Genomic DNA, 26,038 nt, shown 5'->3' with positions numbered 1-26,038 from the left:
GGCCAGTCTTCAACGGCCGGCCCTACTGTTCTCGATCGAGGTCTAAGTACCCAAACGACAATGGCCATCTACTAAACCTCTCATCCCTGATACTATTGCCGAGGCGCAATCCGGACATATCTGCCCATGTTACACGGAAGATCTCTTTTGCCCACATTGCTGTCAGGGATGCTCGTGGCGTGGTTGGGGGCTGCTGCTTCGGCAATGGATGTCTCGCTGGTCGAGGAGCCCGACAGATATTTTGCCACTGATGTGACGGGACGAAGCGCTGCCTGCCGCCTCACGGGCCGAGTGGGTGCCGGTGACCTGAAAAGGATACGTGACTTTATCGGAACCCGGGGGACGGGTTTCGAGGATGTCGCATGCGATATCGTTTACCTCGAAAGCCAGGGCGGCGACTTTTCCGAGGCCATCGAGATAATGGAATACCTGTTCGAGACGATGATTGCCACGTCGGTGGAGGCGGGTGCGGTTTGCAACTCGGCTTGCGCAGTAATTTGGCTCGGCGGAGCAGTCCCTGGTGGTCACAATCTGGATAACCCACACGCGTACCGGCGGATCGTTCCGGGAGGGACGCTGGGGTTCCATGCACCCTATCCCCAATTGCCCGACGTACCTTATTCAAGGGAATTGGTTTTGGATTCTTTCTCAGGGTCGTTCAGTACAGCGCAAAACCTGCTGACGATTTATCAGGAGCGAAAGATACCGCTATGGTTCGCTTCGAGGCTCATGCACCCAGAGCCGAACTCGTTCTATTACATTGACGACATCGAGAGCGCCAACCTGATCGGCGCCGAGATCGCGGTCGATCTGTCCTTGCTCGGCGTCATTGACGGTGGGTTGCTTGCGGGGATTTGTTTCAACCTTAGCCATTGGGGCAAAGGGTTGTCCGCGGTATCGGACACACACAAGAACTACTCCAGGAACCAGACGCGGTTCAGCGAGCGCGCCGCCTACTTCAGCTATTTGAATGAGTCTTACATCTGGCAGCTGAAGCACAAATACGCGGCCTCGATCGCCTCTCTGATTTCGGATTCGGCGGCCATCGCTGGCGAGGCGGGCGGTCGGGTAAGCACGCTTTTTTCGGAAACGCACAGCTATGATGGCGGGTCGAGCAACTGCTGTGAACCGGGCGGCCTGCTGCGCTTGTGGGAGTGGGCCGCGGATGCGCTCGGTCCTGACTATGAGGCCATTGCACCGGCCTTTCTTCGCTGGAGAAATGATTTCGACTACTGGGACGGCTGGACGGTGTTGTTCCCAAGCCCGGGCGTCGTTGGACCGCGTGACGAAAATATACGCGACCGGGGCGAGTTTTGCATGATCTCGGTCGACACGTACGAACGTTCCCAGTTCGTACTTTTGCACCCAGATCTTGACTTGCGGCAGGCTACCCCCGTTTTGTCGAGCCAGTCGGTTGGAACGGAATTTCATCCAGCGCAAAACCTCGAACACTTGCCGCCGACGCTAATTGGTCTACCCGCCGATCTAAAGCTAACCTATATCGAGCGAATACTGAGTTCACGCTAGAATATATACACCAGAGCGCAGTTCTATGACCTTCGCCAACAGAATCGCGGCATGTCGGTTCTGCGCTATGCGTCCATCGGACCAAATCAGCGGATCACGGACACACATACTGAACAAACGTTGCGACCCCCACATCACAGAGATCTTCGGTCGGGACATAGTACATCTCATTTGGCTGTGCCGCGAGCATAGCCTCGACCACCCATTGGCCATCCGCTCCCATTTCGGAAGCATATTTGCTGACGAGCTTGTAGCCTTCGTGCCCGGCTGGCAGCGCGACGTCCGAGGCTGAGATCTGGTGGAACCCGAGACGGTCGGATCCGGCCCACAGGTACCGCTCAGCGCCGCCGAGGAAGACGAGCGGACAGGCCGAATAGCAATTGTCGATAAGTTGAGTGCGCAAGCCCCGCTCGCGAATTGCCCTGCCTGCCCGGACTGCTTCGCCGACGTTACCGCCACCGCTACCGAGCGCTATGTCTGTCACTTCCGGGTTCGCAACAAGGGCCGCGATCAGAGCGTCCGCATAACCGTGTTCAACGGGACCCCGGACAACCAGATGCGTTCCATCAAATTCAAACGTCGGTGGGGGACGGCCTCCAACCGCAGCGGAGCGTGAAATTCCTTCGGCCCCTGAGCAATTGATGTTCCAAAAGTAACTTCGTTCTTCCTCGGTCGATGCGAGTATTGAGCGTGCCACCGCAGCCCAGTTCGACAGCGATATCGAGGTGATCAGTGCAAGATGCGGATCGGGTTCTTTTGCGAGATCGGGCAACTCCATCTCTTCGAGGTGACGGATTTCATCTATCTTTCCGAGCATGCGTCCAAGGATGGCGCATTCATGCCGGCGGATATGATAGCTATTATAGAGAGTGCCAGCGTATGTCGTGCCGCGGGAATGCGCATAGTTGCGGTACTTATCGGCTAGAACAGAAACTTCCGAGATTGCCTCCTCCCATGTTTTTGCGAGGAGCGTCGTGGCCGCGAACGTCGCGAGCATACCGAACACAAGAAGGCTTCGCATCATTTTGCCGTGTCGTCAGCGTCAGTAAGGTACGAACATAGTAAACCCTTAGGACCTCCAGATCACCTGCTTGCATTAGAGGGCGGCGCACGATGGAACTTTGTCGTAAACCTCGATCCAGTTTCGGTACATTTTGCAAGGTGGCTAAGGTACTGGTCCGCCCCAGTGAAGCGGCCCCTCGAAGCAGCCTGGAACTAGATCAGATTCGTATCCTGACAAATCCCATTCAAAGTCTGCGCTGGCGCAACTTTCGCATCGCAACGTCGGAGTTCGAGGAGATCGACTCCGGCACCTTAAACGCCGCCGCCGTGTCGGATGCTCTGACCCAAAACGTGTCAACAACGCGCGTGGATGCATGGCTGAGGCAGAAATCAAGAGACAACGGTTTATGGCGCTCCAAAGCGCGCCTGATGTTGGCCAAACCTGACGCATGCCCCGCCTTCCAGATCCCAGCGATTTCATTCGCTTTGTGACATGCATCAGTCTCAATATGCCAATCCGTTGCACGAGAGGCCGGTTCGCGCCTCCCGTATCAGATCAAATCTCCAGCGCGGTGATATCTGCGCCGCCCGCCAAGGCATCAATGACCCATTGTGGTTTGCGCTCCCTGCCCGTCCAAGTCTGAACCGGATTGTCGGGATTCCGGTATTTTGCCGCGGCCTTGGATTTCGCCCGGCCGCTGCTCTTGCCCACCAGATCCGCCAGCGAGAAGCCGAATTTGCCCGCAGCAGCTTCTTTGGCCGCTTTCGCATCATTTAAGTCCGGCCGCCGACGCGTGCCAAGCGCTGCGTCCACGTCCTCGCGCAATTGCCTGAGCTAAACAGAGGTCATTTTCTCCAGGCTCATCTGTTCTTCCCAGTTTTTTTGATCTCTGTGCGACGACGTCGATAAAGTTATATCGCAGCTGTGTAAATGAGGACGTGTCACACGCTTTTTCGATTGCCCTCAAACTGCGATTATTGGCGAATATTTTGCAACCCACCTGTTGGTGTCGCGTGGTCGACCCGCGCACCACGTTCGGCCATGATATCTTCAAGGTCACACCACGAAACCGCAATAAACAGATGGAAAAAGTTATGCGGGACCGCTTCCCGGGAGAGGTGGGCGCCTTTGAGCAAGACTATGCCAAAACCTTCTTGTGAGCGATCCAATGCTACAGGCTCGGGAGCCACCGCTCACGTCAACCAAAACCCAATGTTTGCGACACAACCCCTACATCTCCGCAGCCCGTCCTCAAGTTGGAAGCGTGAGGTTCGTACTCATTTGACAACCGTCGAAACCGCGAGACGGTCACTGGGTTTTGGCATGATTTGCCATTTCCCGAATACTCCATTCGATCGCGTCACGCAGGGTGTCTCCGAGTGCTTCGTCAAAGGCAAGAGCAACGTCCGGGGCATCATCAGATGCGGAGGAAACAATCTCCTCAAAACTGCGCGAGGCGATAATACGATCCGAAAGCGCATCAATGACCTTTATGTTCAATCGGACGTCTATTTGCAGAGCCGTGTCGGTCTCGGATTGCGGCACCATTGCCTGGAACTCACGAATATCGGTGGCAATCAAATAATCGGCGCGAAGACCGATTGTAGAGCTTCCCACGGCGGGGACTTTTCCAGAGTTTTCGAAGCTCTCGATCATCAGGGCCTGAACGATCAGCGGCGCCCGGTCGACCCAACGCGCGTTGGGCAGATATTGCACTTGCAATGGGGTTGGCTGCACAGCGATCTGATCCGTATCCACGGCCGAAGTTGCGGTCGGTTGATTGACAACGATCTGCTGCTGCAGGCGGGGCAGCGAAGAACTGAACGTGCTTTTGGGACTCAGCACGTACAGATTGGTTGGTGTTGCAACCTGATTGAGGCTTGCAATACCGGCGCAACCAGTCAGAACACTCAGCACCATAAGCCCACAGGCCCATTTGATAGTCGATAATGTCATCTACGAAACTCTGAGTTTTGAGTCCCAAGAAGGAACCGCGCCGGATCGCGCTCCACCTTGTTGACCAACCGCTCCAGATTGACCACGAGACCGCGCGCCTCTTCGGTAAAATGCGTCAATTCGGGTAAACCGAGGCGCAGGAAATCTGAAACCTGACGCTCATTGGCCGCCACGATTGACTCCAGCCGTCCGACGAAGCTGGCAGCAGATTGAGAGGCGGCAAGCACATCATCCGAGATTTTATCGATGTTTTCGGATGCATTGGTAACCGTCGTCGTAATCGAAGTGGTTGCGGCGCGAAGATCACTTATAATCCCGTCCAGGTCATCTTCGATGATCGTATTGGCGTTGTTGAACGTCGTTTCGGCAACATTCAGTGTGTCAGTCGCGCTGATCATGGCCGCATCGATCAACGCCAGGGTTTCGTCGGCGTTTTCGAACGTCTCCTGTGCCTTTGCAATCGCAGCCGTCCCATCACCCGAAAAGGTTTCAAGGCTGTCGGCAAGGCTTAGGGCCCGTTTGCCGACGTCGTCCACGACGCGGGTTGCTGTCTGGGCCGTCCGGCGCATGTCAGTTGCCAACGGTGTCAACTGCTCGTTTGTGAATGCATCGATAGATGTGATCGTTGTGTTTGCAGTTTCCAGCGTGTCTGTGGCCGTCGTCAGCGTTGTTTCCGCGGTGTCCGCAAGCGCGTCAAGCCGGTCGGCAAACTCAGCGACCTCCCGGGCCGCCGACCCGAGATCCGCGGACAGGCTTTCGAAGTCGCTCAGAGCGCTGTCGAGGCGCGCTGAAGAAGAGGCGAGATTGTCCAGAATGGTTGTTACCGCAGTCCGGTTCTGGTCGTCGAACACGTCGTTCACGTCCTCGAGCAAAGCGACGGCTTTTTCCAACAGTAGCGGCGCTCCTTCGAAGACCGACTGCAAAGCGCTGGGTTCAGATTTTATCATGGCCCCGTCGGGCAGGGGTTGAGACCCCGCCGACCCGCCCGATAGCGCAACATAGCTGACGCCCGTTACACCCTGGGATTGCAACTTGGCGACGGTTTCGGAATTCACTGGTGTTTCGGCGCTGACCTCAACGCGGATTCGCACCTTGGAGGGGTCATTCTCGTCCAGTTGCAGATCAACGACCTGACCAACCGGCAGGCCGTTGTAGCGCACGTCGCTAGCCGCCGCCAAACCACCGACGTCGGGAAACAGGAAATCGTAGTAGGCGTATTGCCGGTCCACCTCGACCTTTGCGAACCACAACAGAAGAGCCAGAGCCCCAAAGATGCCAGCGAGGGTGAATATGCCGATCAGCACATAATTGGCTTTGGTTTCCATCCTGCCTGGCTGCCCTCTATCTTTTGTCCCGCGCCGCCCGCGCGCGCGGGCCGGTGAAGTATTCCTTTACCCATGGATGATCGACGTCCGTCATCCTTTCGATTGGTCCTTCTACCAGTACCCTTTTCTCTGCCAGTACGGCAATTCTGTCGCAGATCGCATACAGACTGTCGAGGTCATGCGTGACCATAAAGACAGTAAGCCCCAGGGATCGCTTCAGCTCATCTATCAGATCGTCATAGGCGGCCGCACCGATCGGATCGAGGCCTGCCGTCGGTTCGTCCAGAAAAACAATCTCGGGATCCAGCGCCATAGCTCGCGCCAGCGCGGCCCGCTTACGCATACCGCCAGACAGTTCCGAGGGCAGTTTCCCACAGCTAAGGGGCGGGAGGCCGACAAGGCTGATCTTCAACCCGCCCAATGCTTTCATGAGTTTGTGGCTCAGGTTCAAGTGTTCCCGCATGGGGGCCATCACATTTTGCATAACGGTCAGGGACGAAAACAGAGCACCGTCCTGAAAGGCGACACCCCAGCGCCGTTCCGCCAGCAGACGTTCCTGCCGGCTGCCGTTCAGTACATCAGTGCCCAACACCTCGATGGTGCCTGCGGCGGGCTGGTTCAACCCGACGATTGTGCGCAGCAGCACGGATTTTCCTGTCCCCGACCCGCCCACGATGCCCAGAACTTCTCCACGCCACACGTCCAAATCCAGATGATCATGCACCACTTGCGGTCCAAAGCGATTGACCAGGCCGCGAACCTTGATCACCCTTTCCCGCGTCTCGCCCGCGCGATCAGTTGCCGGAGCATCCTTCAAAGGCCAAGCTCCGAGAAAAAGATGGAAAACAGCGCGTCTGCGACTATCACAAGGAAAATGGATTGCACCACCGAAATGGTTGTATGACGGCCAACACTATCAGCGGATCCTCGAACCTGCATCGCCTGCCAGCACGAAACGATTCCAATGACAGCGGCGAAAACCGGAGCCTTGATCATGCCGATGGCAAGATGCCAGACATCCGTGTTGACCTGCAAGCGCGTCATGAACATGCCGGGACTTACCCCAAGTTCAATCCAACTCATTAATGCACCGCCAATGAGGCCGGAAACGTTTGCAATGAACCCGAGAATTGGCAGCATGATGATCAGTGCAATGACCCGCGGCAGCACCAGAACTTCTATTGGATCAAGACCAAGGGTGCGCATGGCGTCCAGTTCCTCGCGCACCTTCATCGAGCCAATGGATGCCGTAAAGGCCGAACCCGATCTCCCTGCGACAATGATCGCCGTTAGCAGGATACCGAGTTCCCGCAGGATCGATATGGCGATCAAGTCTACGACAAAGACTTCGGCGCCAAACTGACGAAGCTGCGATGCCCCCTGAAACGACAGGACAACACCGATGAGGAAACTCATCAAAACGACAATCGGAATGGCGTTAAAGCCCGCCTCTTCCATCTGGCTGACCAGCGCTGCGGGCCGCCACCGCTTTGGATGCACAATCGCGTAAACGAAGCTTTGCAAGACTTCACCCAGGAAACTCAGTAGCGAAAGAGCGGACTTGCCCACGCATACGGTCTTGGTTCCGATCATTGCAATCCAGGGGACAAAACCCCGTGGCAGGTCTTCTACCCCTTCTTCCGAAGGCAGCGCCGCCTGCACGGTCGCAATCAGGTCCCTGCGACTGTCGCCATCGTCTTCGAATTCCACTGTGACGCCGTCTCGTTCGAGACGGGACTGGAGGTCGGCAATCAGCCAAGCGCCGCCCGTATCCATAGCCTCAAGATCGCGGAGATCGAAGCGCAGCACCTCAGCTTTGGTCGTGGTTCCCCAAAAAACACGTTCCACCAATTCCAGCCGATCGGTTACCAATCGCCCGGACAATCTGACGACAGCAACCCCGTCACGCTCGTCATAAGTCAAAGTTGGTGGCGTCATAGGTCATCCGGCCGGACCCTGGTGGGTCAACGTATCTTGTTTTAGCGGGATATCTCCCACGTCGGTTGGGTTTGGGATTAGATTGGCGGTTCTGGGTACGATCTTCAAGGTATGGTGTGTCCACAGTGCAAAAACGGTTTTGTCGCAAACTTGAACCATCGGTCAGGCCGAACGCTGTTGTGATAGCCGCGTGCTCTAAATTGATAGGAGCTGGCCGGGACGATCCCTTTCAACGGCGCCCACTTCCCAAAAAAGACGGCATCTTGCACGCGGTTTTCTTCTGTCCCCGCTATTCATTGTCGTACCGCGATCTGGAAGAAATCATAGATCAAACTTCAACTGGATAATGCCGTTCGCCACAAAGCCGCCAGCACCACGAAGGCCAATGGTCAAAAGTTTGCAACAAAGCCCGTAAGATGCGTGAGTGTCGGCTGTAAGGAAACGAGGCAGTCATCAAGCGGGAGCAGCGTGTGGCGAAGAAACGCAACGACGATGGCCTCTTCTTCTTCGCCAAGAATGTTTGAGCGAGGCTCCTTCCGCCCAGACTTCCTATCCTCAGCCGTTTGCCGCTTCCGCCACCTTGCAACCGTCTTGGGACTGATCCCAAACTCTCGGCTCCGTTCCGCGGTAGAATGAGCCTACGCCGATGCGCGTCAACGGTTAAGAGTTTGAAATAGATCCGCCAAGACCTGCTTTGCTTGCTTTGCATGCAACAAGTGCTGAAACACGCAACATCGTCAATCTGGCCCAAAGTATGCGACACATTCTTGCCTCGGTTTGCGGCTTGAAGCTTATATCTCGACAGCTGATGAGTGCTTTGATGGACCTTTCACAGACCCTTGCTTTATCCTCCGATAATCTTTGGGTGATGTATTGAAGGCTCTCTTAAAGGCAGTCGAAAAATTATTGGCGTCTTCGTATCCAATGGCAAATGCGATGTCCTGAATGCTGCGTCGGCTTTCGACAATCAGACCGGCGGCAAGGGTCAACCGGTGGCGCCGGAACCAGGCCATCGGCCCTACCCCAAATTCATTGTTAAAACGGCGTGTCAGGGTGTTGCGGTTGGATCCGACTTCGTGCGCCAATGCATCAATCCCTTTAGAAAAGCCTAGCCGTTTTGTCAGGAACGTGCAGGTGGTGTCGACCAGGGGATCTTTTGCAAATACCGGTTCGGGGCGAGTCGACCGCACAATCGCATGCCCCGCCGCAAAGCGATGCTGGATTTCACCGATGACAAACGGGTAAGCGATGTAGTCGCTGTAGCCGTGCGAATAGACCTCTGTCCGGGAAGCCGAAAATCCAAGGCTGATTAATGCGAACGTAACGGGTTTTTTGTAGCCGGATTTCGGGATATCGCTCTGTGTGGCATCAACGCGGCTCGCTGGCACACAACGCCTCAAACACTGCCGGACAATAAAGATCGGATCTCCGGTTCTCTTCCCTGAATGTGCACCGCCACCCGTCACTTTGTAGGTAGTGGACCTCTCAACAATACTTCGGAACTCAGCCAATAGGCGAGGTGTGAACTCCAGACAAACCACTTCCCTATCGCTTGGTGCGTAATGTCCCATCCCCGGACTCCGAAAGTATTGTATAAAATTGGTTCCGGTGTCGCGTCTGGCACCCAAGCAACTGAAGAAGAATCGTATCCGCAATCCGCTATCGGAGCTTCACATTCTTCCAGAGCGACTAATACCTTTCGAACACAATTTATGGGTTACGCGCTGTGATCTTCTTCACACTCACAGGGGGGTCGTCCTCAGGAATAGTTGGCCGGAGTGAACCCTGCTCTAGTGCAGGATCTTGGGTCCTGAGCCAAGTACGAAATGCCAGAAAGGTCTACAGAAGGCCCGCCTCTCTGTCGGTCAGGCTAGGCTGAGTCCACCGTTGATAGATGGCCGGCCCCCCGGCCTCTGGTTACAGTTCCTTACGCTGCAAGTCAGGCTAGGCCATAATCACTTTTCGCGGTCTTCGGCAACTTTCTTTGCCCTCTCCGCCGTACCATCCGAAAGCTTGTCCATTATCCGTTTTGTGTCTTCATATACCTGCTGCGGATCCCCGGGGTCGAAGGCTCCGAGGTTGGAGATCATATTCTGAACGTCATTTCCGATGATTTCGGCGATTTCCTCTGCGCTGAATTTATCAGATTTATTGCCATTTCCCATTTTCAGCTCCTTCATCCAAAGGCAAGGTCACGTCACATCAAAATCACCGATAACTCCCTCTGATAAAAGATAGAATTACCTAAGAGTGCAAAAATCAAAGGAATAAGTGAATGGATCAAAGCCAAGCTATTGCGATCCTCGCTTACCATTGAATTTCGATTTCTTCGTTATCAACACAAACCGCTAATGGAAGGATGCTGAAATTGGTTACCGAAAACATCAAACTAAGATTGGTAAATCACTCCGATGACGCTAACAATTCGTCGATAGTCATTTTCCAGCAAAACGTTGCCGAAGATTTCGGCGAGATTGCGATTGCTTGGAAAGTCATTAAGAACCTCGGCCGGCTGGACTATCACCCGTTTCTCTATCCCCTCCGGTTCCAGGTGTCAGCATCGGACAGCTACGGAAACTACACACCGCAATTGACCGCTTATGACGGTCAAGCCTACGACATGGTCAAAGACAACAGCGGCGACGTGCTGCGTCTTTCCAAAACACCTGCGGTGTCGCCAAACGAGGTTGAGGTTCGCAACAATCTGGCACGTGGTTCGATCAACGCGAACATCTATCGGGACGGCAAACTTCTGGCCAACAAGACCAACATGGCGCCTGGTCAAAAGGGAGTCTTTCAGTTCCACCCGACAATCTACATCGGCGTCGTTTCGCAGATCGAAGAGGGTCAGGTGATGAACTCGGCGATCATCAGCCAGATCAACACCGAGATAAACCTCTTTGGCATCCAGAGCGCCGACATCGTCATGTCCGGCGGCGGACCCGGCAAGAACTCGACCCCGTTCGATTTCCAGCTTGCAAACATCAACGCATGACACCTCTTGCGGCGGCTTGCCCTGCCGCAAGATTTCCAAGGGGAGATGACAAAGGGGTAACGCCTTTTGATCAGTCAGGAGACGTATCATGGACAAAGGGGCGGACACCACTATCGCACTGAAGAAGATGCGGAAACCCAATGACGGGTTAGACGAAACTACCGGTGCGGCGCCGAGGAGTACCAGTGATCAGGACACAACGAGCGGACAATCGGCCGCCAGCCAGGACGGGCCCAAAACGCAGGCCGCCAAAGGCACCACCTCAGGGAAGGACGCGAAAGACAACAAGAAAGAGCCTTCCAAGCCGATCCAGCAGGTCTGGCATTCAGGGGATTTTCGGAAAACACCAAGGTCACAACCACCGTATAACGGCCTCAAGATCACGGCCGATTACACGCTGGGCGCCACAGGCCAGTTCGAATTCGTCAAGATCACCTTCACGGACCACACGAATGTGAAATCCGGCCTTTCTTCGACAATCGACAAGCTGTTCACGGGCGACGATTGGACACCGGTCCCCAAACCCGAAAGCAGCAAACCCACCAAGGACACACAGCCGGATGCGACAAAAGGGACGCCGCCCCCCGATCCGTCCAAACCTTCCGACTTCACCGTCAAAGGCCACGTCAAGATCAGCAGCGAGCCCAACGGCAAGTTTCTGCGGCTTCGCCTGAAGTCGGGCTTGCCTCCAGGGTTCCAGCAGCTCGGTTTCATCATGAGGCTGACACCGCCACCGTCGGACTCATGACCAGATCTCATCAAGGGCGCCGCGATGACAACCAAACTCACCTTCGAGAACCGGTCGCTGAATCCCAATGTTCGCCGGGTCGGATTGTTCTGGGGTGTGCCGGATGCGGTTGGCGAAGTCAGGCCTTTGACCTGGCAGGTCGTGCTGCGCTGCCCCTTTTTGTGGCACCGCACATTCGAGATTGACCTGGCGCTTTGTGTTCGCTTCGTCAGTCGGGAAGGCAATGTCACGCCCTCTGTTCAGGTTGACCGAAAGGTAGTGTTTCGCGAGGTGACAATCACGCCCGAGCGTAGCGGCGATGCCATCGACCTGAAGGTATCTGTTCCGCGAGGGCACGCCTATCACAAGCTCCAGGCTCTTCGCAGCGGCGCCCCGCTGGCCGAAACCCGGTTGCCGCGCCAGGGCGATTGCGTGGTCCGTGTACCTGATCGACTGACCTTCGCCGCCGACATCACCACGCGGCAGGGCCTCAGGATCGACCGCCGGGAGATCGGCCCCGGAGCAACAAGTTTCGATCTTCACCGAGTGCATGCGATGCGTGTTGCCATGTACGGCGGAACGCCGGGGCCAAGCTCGGACCCAATCCGGTTTTTTGCTTACGACATCGACATGGAGTGACGCTCAACGGTCCTCGGACAGTCAAAGGGAGAAGGTAGGATGGCATATAGACGTACAAACGGAATTTTGACGAACGACGCAGCGGCCCCGGAGGCCGAAGCCGACTATATTGTGGCGTCAGCAATTGTCGGACACTCGATCCAACAGATCAAAGCAGGTGTCGACGTCCAGTTCTCAATGGAGCCGACCGACGAGGACCCCAAACCAGAAAAATGGGAGACCGAATGGGGTAAACTCCAACAGGCCGCTCAGAAAATTGGCGAACTTGCCGCGAAGGAAGTTGGACCTGATAGCCACCGGGTCAAGGCGGGAACCGCCGTCGACCATGGGGTCGGCGCGGTCATTGTCGGGATTTATGGCCTGGCCGGACACGAGAAGCCGACGGCCGCAGATATCCGCCATCCTGACAATAATCTCAGCCCGAAAGGCGCAGTGCTCTACGACAAAATCAAGCAACATGATCGGGACCCGGATTATCAGTACATTGGACGCGGGGCCTATACCGGGTTTGTGGACAACCCCAACACGGTAGGCGACACCGACCCGGTCGGCCCGCTTTCGAGCGCGCGCTTTCACGTCTCGGATCTGGGCCATGGCGGCACCAGTGATACGGCCTTCGAAGGATGGTATCCACGCTGGCTGCCGCCTGAGAATTCAAACCTCTGGGATGCCCGGGTGCGCAGGGATCAAGACCAGCATGACCGGATCGGATGGGGAATCATCGGCGGAAACCTCGCGGGCCTGGCGCCCGACGACCAAGAGCCGGTTCTGGGGACAAGCAACCGGGCCGATCAGATCACCGCAATCATGCACGACGAACAGGGCATGGTCTTTAACGACGAATCCGGAGACAGGGACGTCAAAGGATATACCCATGGCATGATCCAGGCGATCTACAAGGCATATCATCTGGGTCCGGCCTGCACCCCTTACGAGATCACCGTGGGCAGACAAACGACCAAGCTTGCGTCCTGTTTCGCCTGCACGCTTTTCATGACCGCAACCGCTTACCCGCCGACATCCACACATCTGGGCAGCGCGGAAAGCTGGGTTCCGTTGTACGAGCCGTACAAGCCCTCGGGCACGCCCCACAAAGAGCGCATCGTCATCAATGATCTCAACGCGCGCTTTGCCGAATATTGCGATACGGTTCTGCGCAGCGGGCTCAAGGCGCTGGACGGCGACGTGATTGCGGATCGTTACAACGGATGCCGTGCCAATCTGCGGCACACTCTGGGTGAGGCCTACGATCCTGAAAATCGCGTGGCCGTGTCGATCTTTCTGGATGCTCTGACCGTTCACTCCAAGGAGCTGTCGCGTGTCCGGCGCGTACTCGGTCTTGACCAGGACCACATCTGACCGCCGAAACCCCCAGAAAGAAAGAACACAGACATGACTTTTCACGTTCACACCCTTGTTCACACACGTTCCGGCAGGTTCCTGATTTTTCGCCGACCGATCCTGACTTACTTTCAGGCTACGAAAGGCGGCCAGATCTTTCCGGACGGCCAAAAGCTCTATTGCGGCGGGCGATACAGCCTGCCGAACGCCGAGATCGAAATTGATGGCACGGATACTGACGCTTGGCTGAACGATCGGCTCATTATCGAAGCGGGGCGGAAGATCTTTATCGACACCTGCGGGGCGCTGATCGAATTTCTGCCACCTTCAATTGCGGTTCACGGACCGGTTTTCGTCAACAGCGAGCACGAGATCAACCTCACACCCGCACGTGAAGCGGTCATCCGTTTCAGGGATGAAGACAAGCACTATGCCGGGTATTTTGTCGAAGTTGAAGACGAAGACCTGGATCGCATCCGCACCTACCTGTTGCATGTCCATGCCGAGGCCCGTGCGGCAATGCTGGCCGTCATACAGGACGATCTGTACGACTACGAAGAGATGCGCGACAGATACCCACATGCCCCGTTCGACAACGTGCATGCAGGCGTCGATATCTGGCATCTCGATATAGAGCGGCTTGAAATCAACGGCCTGAAGTCCAGCAAGACAACAAAGTGGATTCTCGAAGTCATCACCGCGCTTGAGTTGATGCTGGCAGCCGAAGACGTCTGATCAGCATGAAAGAGCGGGCCCCGAAACTGATCTGGATGGATGCGCCTTTCGAAGATTTGCGCAACCAGCTGGTTGCCAATTTCGAAACCCATCCACTGCGCGCCGAACACCCGGAGTTCGTCACAACCCGGTTCTTTTTCACCAAAACTCCCGGTGACGCCGCTAGCGCGCCGGTTCTGAATTATCAGCAAAGGACACCCCTGCATCTGACGTTCGATACAGGCGAAGTGCTGACCGGGTCATTGGTCTGGCAAAGCGGGTTGAACACCTCTCTTTCACAGCAGATCTTGGGGTCTCTCGCATTGAGTGATCCAAAAACGGGACGGGTGTGGCGCTTTCAGGGCTTCATGGCCGAGTTCGGACCACCACGAACCACGTCTTCTGATGCCTCCGACGATAACGATGGTGGAGAAGACGGTAATGGGAGCGCCGGTGACGGGGGCGGCGACCAGCATGACGATGGGAATACGACGGATGACGGTCAAACCGGCGATCATGACGCCGGAGGCGACGGAGGCTCCTACGATCCGGATGCCGGTGACGCCTCTGGCCCCGACACGCTCGATACGGCCAATCAGGGCGGAGATTTACGCTGGGATGAGCTTTTTCCCTTCATATACATGAAGCACTGGCCGCCGATCGAGCCGGGAGGCCTGAGCGAAGGTTTCATCGAAATTCCCAGCCGGGTGATGACAGAAAGCCCGTTCTTGAAGATGCTGGCCGACAAGGCAAAAAAAATGGACCGGGCGGGTCAGGAAGCGGTAGCGGTTGACTTTGTGAACCCTGCCGCTGGTGCTCCGGACAGTAAGGATAACGCTACACCGGACAAGGACGCCTCCGCGGACAAACATGGCGCCGCGCCGGCCGCCGCGCAGGCGGAGAAGTCTGAAAAGCACACCGAGCCCGCACGACCGGACCCCAGCCAAGATCAACAGACCAAACCGGCCAGTACGCCCTCTAAGAAGAGCTCAAAAGCTGACAAGATCGCTCCCGAAACCCCCACGCCCGGCGGGTTCATAGATACTCTGAATACGCTTGCCCCGCCTTTCAGCGCCTATCCCGAGCTATGGCCCGCCATAAAGGAGTTGCCCGAACCGACATTGTCCGAGCTGACGGCGCTAGTGAAAGCCCGGCTGGGTGGTTGGGCCGCGTTCAAAATCCTGGTTAACGCACCCGACGCCAAGTCCGAGCTGATCCGAATTTGGGAGAGCGTCATCGCGCTGAACATACTCGTGGGATGGCGGCGCAAGGAATTGGCGCGCCTGATTGAAATACTGGTCACCCATCACGTGCTGACCCACGCCTTGGCATCGACGGAGGACGGGCAAGCGCACGGAGCGCCCGCTCACATGATTGCCGGGCCGGACGAGGTCAAGGCATGGATCGACGCAACGCTGGTTCTGCCAGCCACGATATTTGCAGCGCCCGCGCCAACTGCGGTGTCTCACGGCGGAGCCACGCATGACGCACCGCTCAAACTGCAGGCCCCGGGATGGGTTCGGCCCTATTCCTACGGACTGGCCCGAACCATTCACTACAAACCTCTGGGCTACGAGCTTGGCGAAGTGCAACGGATCGAGAGCATCATGCGCGGGGAGATGCGGGAAACCCGCAACCGCCATCTCAGCCGCCGGGAAAGACGCGACACTGAGACCGGCACTACCATACGCGAGGCCAGACGTGACGAAGACACCTCGGTGGCGGATCTTATCAATCAGGTGCAAAAGACACTGGCGGATCATGTCTCAACCACGCATGTGAATTCGTATGACACGGCATACGGCCTGCCGACGGATGGCAACAAGATGTCCGTCACCGGCAATTGGTGGGTGCAGGAACAGCCTGCAGGCGGCTTTGCCAGGAATGCCTTGCGTTTTGCCCGGGGTGTCGTCGAAAAAACCGTGCGCAGATTGGCACGCGAGACACGATATTCGCGCAGCGTGGTCGAACTGGAAGAAACCGAAAGCACCGATCTGACCCGTTTCGACAACCGGAAAAACGCCACCGATGTGCGTGGAATCTACCGTTGGGTGAACCGGACCTTCCGGTTGCGCACCAGAAACCTCGGCGAAGTGATGATCTTCGAAATCATGGTGCCGCATCCGGGCCGGCGTTTGACCCGGCATATCCGGCGCTACTGGAAGCTAGACCTTAGCCCGCCGCGATCACCCCGTGCTTTCGGCATCTCGGATTACCAGTCACTCACCGACACGCCGCCGACGGACAAGCAACCATCGAAGCAAATCTACTACCTTGATGCGTTCGAGCAATTCGGAGTGAGCGACCCACTGCCACCACCATCGGAACGGCTGCTGGTCAGCGAGTCCATCCAGAGCCGGACGCCCGTGGCGGAAGGAGTCGCGCTGATGCCGGCGGGATATGAACCCGTTGAAGCACAGGCCCGGATTGTCAGCGTCGGCAACCCGGCCAGCGTTCAGGTTATTGTCGGGTCCACCGTCTTGCTGCCAGAACAATCCGGCACAGATGATGCCAAACAACCAAATGGCATCAACAGTCAGGCCACCCCAAAGCCCAAGCCGTTGCGCCTGCCTGCGGAAAGCTCGGGTGGATTGAAGACGCTGTCCGGCTCGCTTGCTTTCGGATCCTCAAAAGCCGCACCACCAGCCGATGAGGGCCATCCGCTGAGCTTCACCGTTCTGTGCGACGTGAAACCCAAGACCGACGGGCAACCAGATAATCCGAGCACGCCCTCGGATGTGCCCCTGCCGGACGCTATCCCAATGGACCCAAGCTCCGAGAGTGCAGGCTTTTTTGCCATGTCCCTTGAAATCCAGTGCCAGCGCACAGACGAAGCCTATGCGGATTGGCGATATCGCGCGTACCGGTCAATTCAGGATGGCTATGACCGCCAACTCGCAGAATACCGGGCGCAAATGGCGCGGCAGGTCGACGCGATAGAAGCTGAGAACCCTGGCTTTCTGACCAGGGCGGTGACCTCTGAGACCGTGTCGGCGGCAATGGAACAGATCGTTGATCTCAGCGGCTCAGAGACTGACGCAATCGCGCCCGACTACGCAAAGCCCCGCATTCAGCACTATCTGCAACAAACGGTGGGCTGGTCGGACATCGCCACCTTCCTCGATATCGACGACCAGGGTTTGGAGGCCTGTGATGAGACGTCCGACGACATCGCGCTGCGGGATTTCCTGCCCGACCTTCGGTTTCGCGATTTCTTGCGGGCCCAAAGGGTCCGCGTCCTGGCGCCCGTGAACCGGGCAACCGCGCGCAGCTTCCTTTATTTCCTGCGCACAGGCCGGATCTGGCCGGATGCCGACGACCTTGCGCCGTGCCTGCCCGAGGACGCCGAAATTGTCACCCATGTGAAGGCGGAACCAAAATCAGAACAAGAGGAGGATGCGGCAAGCTGGACGGTACGTGTGCCGACACATATGAGCATGCTCAGCCCTGAGGCGCAGTTTCCCAAACGGGACGACCTGACATGAAACCGCCCGTTTTCCCAACGCCTCCCCTGCCTTGCGCGCCCGGCGGCCCGCTGCAACCGCAACAGGGCTGGGGTCCCGCCCCCGGCCGGACACTCGGCCTGCCGGTGGGAGCCGTGGTTGCCTTTTCCGGTGAACTCTTGTCCCAGTCGAAAAAACTGGCCGGAGGCACGACGGATCTGCAGCATTTCGGCTGGCGGCTCTGTGATGGCGCATCCGTTCGGATATCGGCCTACCCCGAATTGTTCGCCGCGATCGGGTATCTTTATGGCAATGAGGGCAACGGCGCATTCCGATTGCCCAACTACGAAGGGTATTTCCTGCGTGCCGTTGATCCCGAACCCGGAAAAATCGACCGGGACCTGAGCATGCGGCATTCGACCGACGGAAAGAACCGAACCTACGCCGGGGTCGGTTCAAAGCAAGGCTCCGCTCTGGAACAGCATCAGCACGAGCTTGTGCAAAGCGATTCAACCGTTTCGAACGGGGTACTCGGCCCGGAACCGGTATTGGCGCCGACCGGTCAGTCCCAGACCGGCGACATCGTCAAAGGGCAGGTCGGCATCAGCCAATACGAAACCCGCGCCGTCAACATCTCGGTCTATTGGCTTATAAAATGCCGTTTGGATGCAGTTCTTTAAGCAGAGAAAGGAAGGATATGATGACCTTATCCCAGTTCACCCGATTTTCCGGTGTCAGGGCAATTGCCGAAGAAACCGGAGGCGCCTCAAACTCTGCTCAGGCATTTGGGGTCGACGTCAGCCACTGGAACGGCACAATCGATTGGCAATCCCTGGCTCAGTCTGGTGTCACTTTTGCCTTCGTCAAAGCTTTCGAGGGGATACACTGGCCGGATCCCAAATTTCAGGCCAACATCACTGGAGCCCATGCGGCCGGGATTTTGTGTGGCGCCTACCATGTATTTACTCCAAACGAGGACGGGCGTGCGCAGGCCAGTTGTTTTTGCCAGGCGGTCCGAGGTCACAACTTGCCTCTGCCGTTGGTTCTGGATCTCGAGGGAGACACTCCTACTCAGCATCCCGACAAGGACACCTATGGCCCACAGGCACTGGCCTGGCTAGAGGCTGTTCAAGATGAGTTCAATCAAACACCCATGGTATACGCCAACCCGAGTACGTGGAGCACGTTTCTGTCATCCAAGTTTGCAGAATATCCATATTGGCAGGCTCAGTATGTTGACCATCCAACCCCGCCAGCCGGCGCTCCCGAGTGGACCTTCTGGCAATACTCGCAATCGGGAAGGCTTAGCGGGATTGATGGCGATGCCGACCTTGATCGGTACCAAGGCTCGGTCGCAGATCTCAGGACGCGATACGGTGTTTCTTAGGGAGGTACGGTTAGTCACTTCAACGAATTCGCGACCCATCCAAACCAAATACAATGGTCGCAAAAGGCTGGGCCAGAAACGGGGTGAGCGCCAGTGATTTGTTGCGAAGTTTCTTGCTGACCGAAGAGATCACATCGGGCAAGCGGGTTAAGCTGCCAGTTCCGCGAATTGACGAAGCGTCCTGCCTGACAGTGTTGTTCAAGTATTTCCGCCCCACCACCTCGATTTGGATCGGGCAGCCAAAGCCTTTGAGCATTTGTTGTTGGCCTTGATACCTGCGGCGTTGGCACCGCTTTTGTCGATCACAATTTCCTCGGCAACCCATTTGTCTCCAACATCCGGGCGAAGAAATCTGTGGCTGCAGGCTTTTTTCAACGTCGCAAAAGCATGAAATCAAGGGTCTTGCCGTATTTCTCGACGGTTCGATTGAGGTAAAACCACGCGCCTATAACTTTGATATAGGTTTCGTCCATTATCCAAGAGCGATCACATGGCCCTTTTCGACGACGCGCTGCTTCTGCAATGGCAAAAGCGTATCGCGCGACCCAACCGTTCAGCGTCGTGTGATCGACCGATACGCCGCATTCGGCCATGGTTTCTTCCAAGTCTCGATAGGAGACACCATAGAGGACATAAAAGAAGACCGCGAACAGGATCACGTCCTCCGGATACTGCGCGCCTTTGAAAGAAATTATAGACCAATCTTCAACCTGACAATGTCGTTCGCCAAAGAGGCGCTAACGCCACGAAGGCCAATGGTCAAAAGTTTGCAACAGAGCCAAGTGACAGGCTACCCCGGCCTGATGGATGACGCAGCCTCGCGTCACTGGTTCGACGATATGTCCCGCCGGATTAGGCCACTGAACCCAAGGTAGATCTGTTGTTGGCGTCGTCCGACGGCCACGAGCGAAGCGGATGGCTTGTGCAGTTTGGAAGGGCTTTGCGCAAAGGTAACCTATCTGGAACTGGAGCAGCCTTACCTGCGTTGGGAGTGGTATTCGGGCTTTTCTCGACAAATGGCCGCAGATTACCTCCGAAACGCGATAGTCGAACTAATCAACCGTCGAACCCCTGTTTCTTAGCCTCGTCTTCAAACTTCTTCCAGAATTTGAGTGCCGCATCGAACGGTGACATAGCTTCCTTTTCCACCGCTTGGCAAGCCTACTTTGGCAGGGCGGCAGCGGCTTCAGGCGTCAATTCGCAGGTTGCCGACGAAGCATGAGTAATCGGGTTGACCAAATGGTGGGTAGGGTTCTCGATTGAGTTACGACGATTGCCTCAATTTGAAGAGAAGGAAATAGATTTCAATGTGGGAATGGATGTGTCGCTGCCGTTGCTTGCGATTTGCGTGGTTGATGTGAGGGGAATGTGATTTTCGAACACTTGGTCGCCTGCGTGCGCACTACGCATCGGTTTTGAGACCGGCGCGGTGAGACAACTTCTTTTCTTTGACCAGCGGGCAGTAGGATTTATCATGATTTGCGTGGACAGCTTGGGCGGTGGAGATCCCAATCCGAATGACTGCCAACGATGTGCTGGAGGCCCTTTGCGGGCTCAGAAACTATCCTAACTTGCCTGATCGAAACAACTCATCAATTCCTTAAGCACCTTGGTTCTGGATCGACTTTTCAAGCAGACAGCGTGGTTGACGCCGAATACCCGAATACCCTTCAAACGCACGATCTTGAGTTGATCATTGGGCTCTAGTTCGTGCTCCGACACAGCCGCGAGCCCCATACCTGCCATTGCCGCGGCAATAGCGCCGCTGCGGCGGCCGATTTCAACCATGCGGGCCGGATGGAAATTGTGCTGCTCGGTTTTCTCCAGAAGCAACTCGCGCGTCTCCGACCCGGGTTCGCGGATCAGCAAGGTTTCGCGGGCGAACTCCGCGCGCGACAGCGCGGCGGGCTTGCTGGACAAATAATCTTTGTGACCGACCAGCACGATTTCCGGCTTGGCCACCGGGACGGTCAGGCAATCGTCGTGATCCACCGATCCGCCGAGAATGCCGAAATCCGAGTCGCAATCGAGAATTGAACGAAGAACCTCCTCCGAATTCCCAAATTTCAGATGGCAGGTGACGTCGGGGTGCCGGGTATTGAATGTTTTGGCCAATCGGATCGCCATTGCCGGCGATGTTGCGATCAGCCGAACCTCGCCAGCGGCAAGCCCACCGGCATCCTTGAGCAGATCGTAGGCATCGCGCTCCAGGGTGAACATGGTACGCGTGGTTTCAAGGAGCTTTTCGCCGAGAGGCGTTAAGCCTTTGATTTTGCCCCGGCTACGGATGATCAACTCGGCGCTATTGGCCTTTTCAAGTTGCGATACCTGCATGGTCAGCGTGGGCTGCGTGCGGCCCAGTTCTTCTGCCGCGCGGACGAAACTCTGATGCCGCGCCACCGCGTCAAAGGCTTTCAGTTCGGCAAAGCTCATGAGTGACCTTATATAGATTTTCTCTATTCATACTCCGCTAATTATCAATTTTCCACAAGATTTTAACTCGGCCATGGTGGTCGAAACCAAGATTTGGAGGGACCTGGTGACTATCATGGACAACGCCGCCTTTGATCTGATGGCAGAGCTGAAAGCGCTGGTCGGCTCGGCTGATCAGGTCGATGTGAGCGACACTACTATTGCCGATCACGCCTATGATTGGTGGCCGGTCGCCGCAAAGTGGCGCCAAAACGGCAAGATGCCCTGCAAGCCCGATGCAGTTGTCTTTCCGGCGGATGTCAAAGAGGTTTCCGCCGTCCTGGCCTGGGCCAATGAAAAGGGCGTGCCGGTCACACCTTGGGGGCTTGGCTCGTCCGTCACCGGCCAGCCGCTGACCGAGTATGGAGGCGTGACGCTCGATCTGTCGCGCATGAACCGGATCATCGCGGTGGATACCGACAACATGATCGTGCGGGCCGAGGCCGGTGTGATGGGCGGTGACCTTGAGGATCACCTGCGGGGCATGGGCTATACGCTCAACCACTCGCCGCAATCGCTCTATCGCTCGACCGTGGGTGGCTGGTTTGCCACCCGCGCAACGGGCCAATTGTCCAGCCGGTACGGCGGGATCGAGGATCTGGCCCATTCCTTCACCGCGGTCCTGGCCGATGGCACGGTATTCGACACCCTCGATCTGCCGCGCATGGCCGTGGGACCGGACCTGCGCCATCTGATGATCGGCTCGGAAGGCACGATGGGGGTGATCACCGAAGTGGCGCTGAAGATCTTTCCGCTGCCCGAGTATCGCGAAAACGAGACGATCAAATTCCCCTCGGTCGAGGCCGGGAAGGACGCGATGCGCGCGATCATGGCCGCAAACATCCGTCCCGCGCTTTTGCGGTTCTACGACACCGCCGAGGCGCGTCACGCCATGCAGGACAAGGCTTTTTCAAGCCCCGTCATGTTTGTGGGCAGCGAGGGCATGGAAGGTCCGGCACGGGCCGAGATGGAGGCGAGCCGCACCGTCTGCGCCAAGTTTGGGGGAGAGCCGATCGGACCCGAAGGCACCGAGGGCTGGATCGGGCGGCGCTACGATTTCTCGACCATCGAAGGCTTTGTGATGCGCCCAGAGGGCGTAGCCGAGACCATCGAGATATCGAACAACTGGGCGCGCATCATGGACACCTACACCCTGATGACTAAGCGTCTGGCCCCGATGGCCGACGAGGTTCTGGGCCATTTCAGCCATGTCTACACCACCGGCGTCTCGCTTTACGTGATCCTTTTGGGAGAGGCGAAGGACGGTCCGGAGGCCGAGGAGCGGATCAAGAAGATCTGGGAAATCGCCATGGAGGCGTCGCTGGAAACCGGTGCCTCGATCTCGCACCACCATGGTGCAGGTTTGGCCCGTACGCCTTACGTCGAGCGCTCGCTCGGTGCCGGGCTCGACGTGATGCAGCGCGTGAAAGATGCGCTTGACCCGAACAACATCCTGAACCCCGGAAAGCTCGGCTTGCGGCGTCCGTAAATGCGTCAACCCCATGCCAGGGAGGGCGTGGGGGCAGAGAAGAATTGGGAGGAGTAAAGTGTCTCAGACCCGGGACAAGAGAGGTGTTTACGATCTGCTTGTGATCGGCGGCGGCATCAATGGCGCCGGGGTCGCGGTGGACGCTGCCGGTCGCGGGCTGAACGTGGCGCTGCTGGAAAGCACCGATTTCGCCTCGGGCACCTCGTCACGGTCCTCCAAACTGATCCATGGCGGTCTGCGCTATCTGGAGTATTACGACTTCCGCCTTGTGCGCGAGAGTCTGTCGGAACGCGAACGCCTGATGAAGAAGGCGGCGCATATCGCCTGGCCCCTGCGCTTTGTCATGCCGGTTGTGAAGGGGACGAAACCCTCGTGGCTGGTGCGTATTGGGCTGTTTCTTTACGACCACCTCGCCCCACGCGTGACACTGAAGGGCACCGAAACGGTGCGCCTGTCCAAGCGTGCCAACCAGATGGGGTTCAGGGGCGAGTTCGACAAGGCGTTCATCTATTCCGACTGCTGGGTCGATGATGCGCGGCTGGTGATCGCCAATCTTAAGGGGGCCGAGGCCGAAGGCGCGCATATCTTTGCCCGCACCGCCTTTCAGACCGCTGAAAGGACAGAAGACGGCTGGCGCGTCACCGCACTTGATCAGGACACCGGTACCACATTCGTCCTATCCGCCCAGACCATCGTCAATGCCGCCGGTCCCTGGGCGGTGCCGATTGCGCAGACAGTGCCCGGGGTGACCACGGATTACTCCGCCAAACTTGTGCGGGGCAGCCATATTATCCTGCCGCGTCTCTATGACGGCGACCATGCCACGATGTTGCAGGTCGGGGACGGGCGCATCGTCGTGACCATGCCTTACGAGGACCGGTACACCCTGGTCGGCACGACGGATCACAATCATGACGACGATCCGCGCCGCGTCGAGATCACCGATGAAGAGCGCGACTATCTTCTGAGCGTGGCTAACAAATTCTTCGCCCGCCAGAAGACCGCTCAGGATATCGCCTGGACATATTCTGGCGTGCGCCCCCTTTTTGAGGAGGGCAAATCCCGCGACAGCAACCCGACCACGGTCACCCGCGATTACTCGTTCAAGCTGGATCGCGGCGCCGGTGGCGAAGGCGCGCCCTTCCTGACCGTCCTCGGTGGCAAGCTGACGACCTATCGCCGTCTTGCCGACCATGTGATGCAGGAGCTCAAGCCGTTTCTCCCCGCCGATATCGGGCCCGGCAAGACCGGCGAAAGCATCCTTCCGGGTGCCGATATCGGACTGGGAGGGCCTGTCGCCTATGCCGAGACCCTGCGTGATCAATACCCATGGCTGCCGGACGATCTGCGCCTGCGCCTTGCCCGAACCTATGGCGCTTGCATTCACGATCTCATCGCCGATGCCGACGGGCTGGAAGACTTCGGCCCCTGCCTTGGCGGCGATCTCTACCGCGCCGAGGTCGACTACCTGATCCGCAGCGAATGGGCCGCCAGCACCGAAGACGTTCTGTGGCGGCGCACCAAATGCGGTCTGCGGTTCCCCGAAGAGAACATTCCCACCCTTGCCGACTACGTCGCCGAGGCCCGGCTGGGCGTGGTGCAGCAAAAGGAGGCCGCGCAATGAGCGTCGTTGCCGAACAGATTTCTCTGAAGGTCGACGGTGAAGACTGGCTTTACCCGTTCGATCTGACGCTTGAACCGGGCAGTTTCACCACGGTGATCGGCCCGACCCGCGCGGGTAAGACCTCGCTTCTGAGGGTTCTGGCCGGGCTTGCGGCACCGATATCGGGGCGGCTGATCGTGGATGGCCGCGATGTCACCGGTCTCAACGTGCGCAAGCGCTCGGTCGGTATGGTGTACTAGGAGTTCGTCAACTATCTCGGCAAGACGGTCTTCGAGAACATCGCGGCCCCCCTGCGCAATGCCGGGGAGGACACTGATGCGATCAAAAAGCGCGTGGGCGAAGTGGCCGAGATCGTCGGCATTACCCAATTGCTGGACCGCTTCCCACTGGAACTGAGCGGCGGTCAGCAGCAGCGCGTGGCCATCGCCCGCACCATCGCCCGTAAGCGCGCGTTGGTGCTTTTGGACGAACCGCTGGTCAACCTCGATTACAAACTGCGCGAGCATTTGCGCAGCGAGTTCCGTCGCATCTTCGCCGACAGCGATACCATCGCCGTCTATTCCAGTTCGGAACCTTCCGAAGCGTTGATCCTCGATGGCGATGTGCTCGTCCTGAGCGAAGGCCGGCTGATCCAGCAAGGCCGCGCGGCAGAAGTCTATGCGCGGCCCGAGACCGTCACCGCGGCCCGCCAGATCAGCGATCCGCCGATGTCGATTATCCCGGCACGCCTTTCTGTGAACGGCGCGCGCCAATGGCTGGTCCATGGCGAGGAGATAGGGACAGAACCCGCTCACACCGCCGGGTTGGGCGAAGGCGACTATCAGCTCGGTGTCTATCCGCATCAGCTTTCAACCGACCGTTCGCGCCCCGGCGTGCGCACCGTAGTCGATTTCGTCGAGGTCTCGGGATCGAACAGTTTCATCTATGCCCGCGCAGGCGATGCGATACTCGCCATCAAGGAAAAGGGCGTGCACGACCATGCCATCGGCGACGGCGTGCAGGTGAACTTCGATCTGGGCCAGATGTTCGTATTCGACAAGGCGGGTAACCTCGTGGCCAGCCCCGGCAAGGAGGTTGCCCATGGCTGAGATACAACTGAAAAACCTGCGCCACAGCTATTACCCGAACCCTAAGACGGATGAGGATTACGCGCTCAAAAGCGTCGATCTGACCTGGGAAGAAGGGCTGGCCTATGCGCTGCTTGGCCCATCGGGGTCGGGCAAGACGACGATGCTCAATATCCTGTCGGGACTGCTGACAGCCTCCGAGGGTCAGGTGCTGTTCGACGGGCGTGACGTGACCGCTTTGGAGGCGCGCGACCGCAACATCGCGCAGGTGTTCCAGTTCCCGGTGATCTACGAAACCATGACAGTGGGCGAAAACCTCGCCTTCCCACTGAAGACCTGAGCCTCCCCAACTGAACTGGACCACCGTTATGTTTAGGGAACGGAGGACCAC

Annotated in this window: 22 protein-coding genes and 4 pseudogenes; 15 read left to right on the top strand and 11 right to left on the bottom strand. The window is 57.4% G+C overall.

The window, feature by feature from the left end:
- The first annotated feature begins 147 nt into the window (after positions 1 to 147).
- Positions 148 to 1,527, top strand: coding sequence for a hypothetical protein (locus GOX53_RS00130; protein WP_171172963.1), 1,380 nt, complete (start codon positions 148 to 150; stop codon positions 1,525 to 1,527).
- A 94-nt stretch (positions 1,528 to 1,621) separates the two neighbouring features.
- On the opposite strand, the gene GOX53_RS00125 is transcribed toward GOX53_RS00130, so the two are convergent.
- Positions 1,622 to 2,551 carry a hypothetical protein gene (locus tag GOX53_RS00125; protein WP_171172962.1) on the bottom strand — a complete coding sequence of 310 codons (930 nt, stop codon included), beginning with the start codon at positions 2,549 to 2,551 and terminating at the stop codon, positions 1,622 to 1,624.
- 137 nt (positions 2,552 to 2,688) lie between these two features.
- On the opposite strand from GOX53_RS00125, the gene GOX53_RS00120 reads away from it, so the two are divergent.
- Positions 2,689 to 3,021, top strand: coding sequence for a hypothetical protein (locus GOX53_RS00120; RefSeq protein ID WP_217351617.1), 333 nt, complete (start codon positions 2,689 to 2,691; stop codon positions 3,019 to 3,021).
- A gap of 64 nt (positions 3,022 to 3,085) precedes the next feature.
- Here the strand turns inward: GOX53_RS00120 and GOX53_RS00115 are convergent, their stop codons facing one another.
- On the bottom strand, positions 3,086 to 3,355 hold the full coding sequence (locus GOX53_RS00115) for an H-NS family nucleoid-associated regulatory protein (RefSeq protein WP_254446404.1): 270 nt from the start codon (positions 3,353 to 3,355) through the stop codon (positions 3,086 to 3,088).
- 113 nt (positions 3,356 to 3,468) lie between these two features.
- Here GOX53_RS00115 and GOX53_RS00110 point away from each other — a divergent pair, with 113 nt between their 5' ends.
- Positions 3,469 to 3,690, top strand: a complete 222-nt coding sequence (locus GOX53_RS00110; protein WP_171172960.1) for a hypothetical protein — start codon at positions 3,469 to 3,471, stop codon at positions 3,688 to 3,690.
- A gap of 148 nt (positions 3,691 to 3,838) precedes the next feature.
- Here the strand turns inward: GOX53_RS00110 and GOX53_RS00105 are convergent, their stop codons facing one another.
- The 7 genes and pseudogenes from GOX53_RS00105 to GOX53_RS00080 form a co-directional block, all read right to left on the bottom strand.
- Positions 3,839 to 4,486 (bottom strand): ABC-type transport auxiliary lipoprotein family protein, encoded by a 648-nt coding sequence (locus tag GOX53_RS00105; protein WP_254446403.1) that lies wholly within the window; start codon positions 4,484 to 4,486, stop codon positions 3,839 to 3,841.
- Positions 4,483 to 5,811, bottom strand: a complete 1,329-nt coding sequence (locus GOX53_RS00100; protein ID WP_171172959.1) for an MlaD family protein — start codon at positions 5,809 to 5,811, stop codon at positions 4,483 to 4,485. Before GOX53_RS00100 ends, GOX53_RS00105 begins: the two co-directional genes overlap by 4 nt.
- Positions 5,812 to 5,827: 16 nt before the next feature.
- Positions 5,828 to 6,628: an ABC transporter ATP-binding protein gene (locus GOX53_RS00095; RefSeq protein WP_171172958.1), complete on the bottom strand. Its 801-nt coding sequence runs from the start codon at positions 6,626 to 6,628 to the stop codon at positions 5,828 to 5,830.
- Positions 6,625 to 7,749: an ABC transporter permease gene (locus tag GOX53_RS00090; protein WP_171172957.1), complete on the bottom strand. Its 1,125-nt coding sequence runs from the start codon at positions 7,747 to 7,749 to the stop codon at positions 6,625 to 6,627. Before GOX53_RS00090 ends, GOX53_RS00095 begins: the two co-directional genes overlap by 4 nt.
- Positions 7,750 to 8,159: 410 nt before the next feature.
- A pseudogene (locus GOX53_RS29710) lies at positions 8,160 to 8,351 on the bottom strand (IS481 family transposase); the annotation flags it as partial.
- Positions 8,352 to 8,540: 189 nt separating this feature from the next.
- A complete protein-coding gene (locus tag GOX53_RS00085) occupies positions 8,541 to 9,320 on the bottom strand; it encodes an AraC family transcriptional regulator (RefSeq protein WP_171172956.1) in 780 nt (259 codons plus the stop codon).
- 384 nt (positions 9,321 to 9,704) lie between these two features.
- Positions 9,705 to 9,914, bottom strand: a complete 210-nt coding sequence (locus tag GOX53_RS00080; RefSeq protein ID WP_171172955.1) for a hypothetical protein — start codon at positions 9,912 to 9,914, stop codon at positions 9,705 to 9,707.
- A gap of 194 nt (positions 9,915 to 10,108) precedes the next feature.
- On the opposite strand from GOX53_RS00080, the gene GOX53_RS00075 reads away from it, so the two are divergent.
- From GOX53_RS00075 to GOX53_RS00040, 8 genes are all read left to right on the top strand, one after another.
- On the top strand, positions 10,109 to 10,744 hold the full coding sequence (locus GOX53_RS00075; RefSeq protein ID WP_171172954.1) for a hypothetical protein: 636 nt from the start codon (positions 10,109 to 10,111) through the stop codon (positions 10,742 to 10,744).
- An 88-nt stretch (positions 10,745 to 10,832) separates the two neighbouring features.
- Positions 10,833 to 11,492, top strand: a complete 660-nt coding sequence (locus GOX53_RS00070; protein WP_171172953.1) for a hypothetical protein — start codon at positions 10,833 to 10,835, stop codon at positions 11,490 to 11,492.
- 24 nt (positions 11,493 to 11,516) lie between these two features.
- The gene (locus GOX53_RS00065; protein ID WP_171172952.1) at positions 11,517 to 12,110 is read left to right on the top strand and encodes a hypothetical protein; all 594 of its coding nucleotides are present in this window, start codon (positions 11,517 to 11,519) and stop codon (positions 12,108 to 12,110) included.
- Positions 12,111 to 12,149: 39 nt separating this feature from the next.
- The gene (locus tag GOX53_RS00060) at positions 12,150 to 13,469 is read left to right on the top strand and encodes a hypothetical protein (RefSeq protein ID WP_171172951.1); all 1,320 of its coding nucleotides are present in this window, start codon (positions 12,150 to 12,152) and stop codon (positions 13,467 to 13,469) included.
- A 33-nt stretch (positions 13,470 to 13,502) separates the two neighbouring features.
- Positions 13,503 to 14,186, top strand: a complete 684-nt coding sequence (locus tag GOX53_RS00055) for a hypothetical protein (RefSeq protein ID WP_171172950.1) — start codon at positions 13,503 to 13,505, stop codon at positions 14,184 to 14,186.
- 5 nt (positions 14,187 to 14,191) lie between these two features.
- Positions 14,192 to 17,650, top strand: a complete 3,459-nt coding sequence (locus GOX53_RS00050) for a hypothetical protein (protein ID WP_171172949.1) — start codon at positions 14,192 to 14,194, stop codon at positions 17,648 to 17,650.
- Positions 17,647 to 18,288 carry a phage tail protein gene (locus GOX53_RS00045; protein WP_171172948.1) on the top strand — a complete coding sequence of 214 codons (642 nt, stop codon included), beginning with the start codon at positions 17,647 to 17,649 and terminating at the stop codon, positions 18,286 to 18,288. Before GOX53_RS00050 ends, GOX53_RS00045 begins: the two co-directional genes overlap by 4 nt.
- A gap of 20 nt (positions 18,289 to 18,308) precedes the next feature.
- Positions 18,309 to 18,995 carry a glycoside hydrolase family 25 protein gene (locus GOX53_RS00040; protein WP_171172947.1) on the top strand — a complete coding sequence of 229 codons (687 nt, stop codon included), beginning with the start codon at positions 18,309 to 18,311 and terminating at the stop codon, positions 18,993 to 18,995.
- Between the two features lie 163 nt (positions 18,996 to 19,158).
- Here the strand turns inward: GOX53_RS00040 and GOX53_RS00035 are convergent.
- Positions 19,159 to 19,690, bottom strand: a pseudogene (locus GOX53_RS00035) (IS6 family transposase); the annotation flags it as partial.
- Between the two features lie 871 nt (positions 19,691 to 20,561).
- Positions 20,562 to 21,428, bottom strand: coding sequence for a LysR substrate-binding domain-containing protein (locus GOX53_RS00030; protein WP_171172946.1), 867 nt, complete (start codon positions 21,426 to 21,428; stop codon positions 20,562 to 20,564).
- Positions 21,429 to 21,543: 115 nt separating this feature from the next.
- Here GOX53_RS00030 and GOX53_RS00025 point away from each other — a divergent pair, with 115 nt between their 5' ends.
- The 4 genes and pseudogenes from GOX53_RS00025 to GOX53_RS00005 all read left to right on the top strand — a co-directional run.
- Positions 21,544 to 22,956 (top strand): FAD-binding oxidoreductase, encoded by a 1,413-nt coding sequence (locus tag GOX53_RS00025; protein WP_171173420.1) that lies wholly within the window; start codon positions 21,544 to 21,546, stop codon positions 22,954 to 22,956.
- 58 nt (positions 22,957 to 23,014) lie between these two features.
- Positions 23,015 to 24,580, top strand: coding sequence for a glycerol-3-phosphate dehydrogenase (gene glpD / locus GOX53_RS00020; protein WP_171172945.1), 1,566 nt, complete (start codon positions 23,015 to 23,017; stop codon positions 24,578 to 24,580).
- Positions 24,481 to 25,668: pseudogene (locus tag GOX53_RS00010) on the top strand (ABC transporter ATP-binding protein). The gene glpD and the pseudogene GOX53_RS00010 overlap by 100 nt, the downstream one beginning before the upstream one ends.
- Positions 25,661 to 25,981: pseudogene (locus GOX53_RS00005) on the top strand (ATP-binding cassette domain-containing protein); the annotation flags it as partial. The pseudogenes GOX53_RS00010 and GOX53_RS00005, both read left to right, overlap by 8 nt.
- Between the last annotated feature and the right edge of the window lie 57 nt (positions 25,982 to 26,038).

The organism is Ruegeria sp. HKCCD8929, assembly GCF_013031405.1.
Classification (GTDB): domain Bacteria; phylum Pseudomonadota; class Alphaproteobacteria; order Rhodobacterales; family Rhodobacteraceae; genus Ruegeria.
The sequence above is the reverse complement of the archived record's forward strand: the minus strand, read 5'-3'. Positions and strand labels throughout refer to the sequence as shown.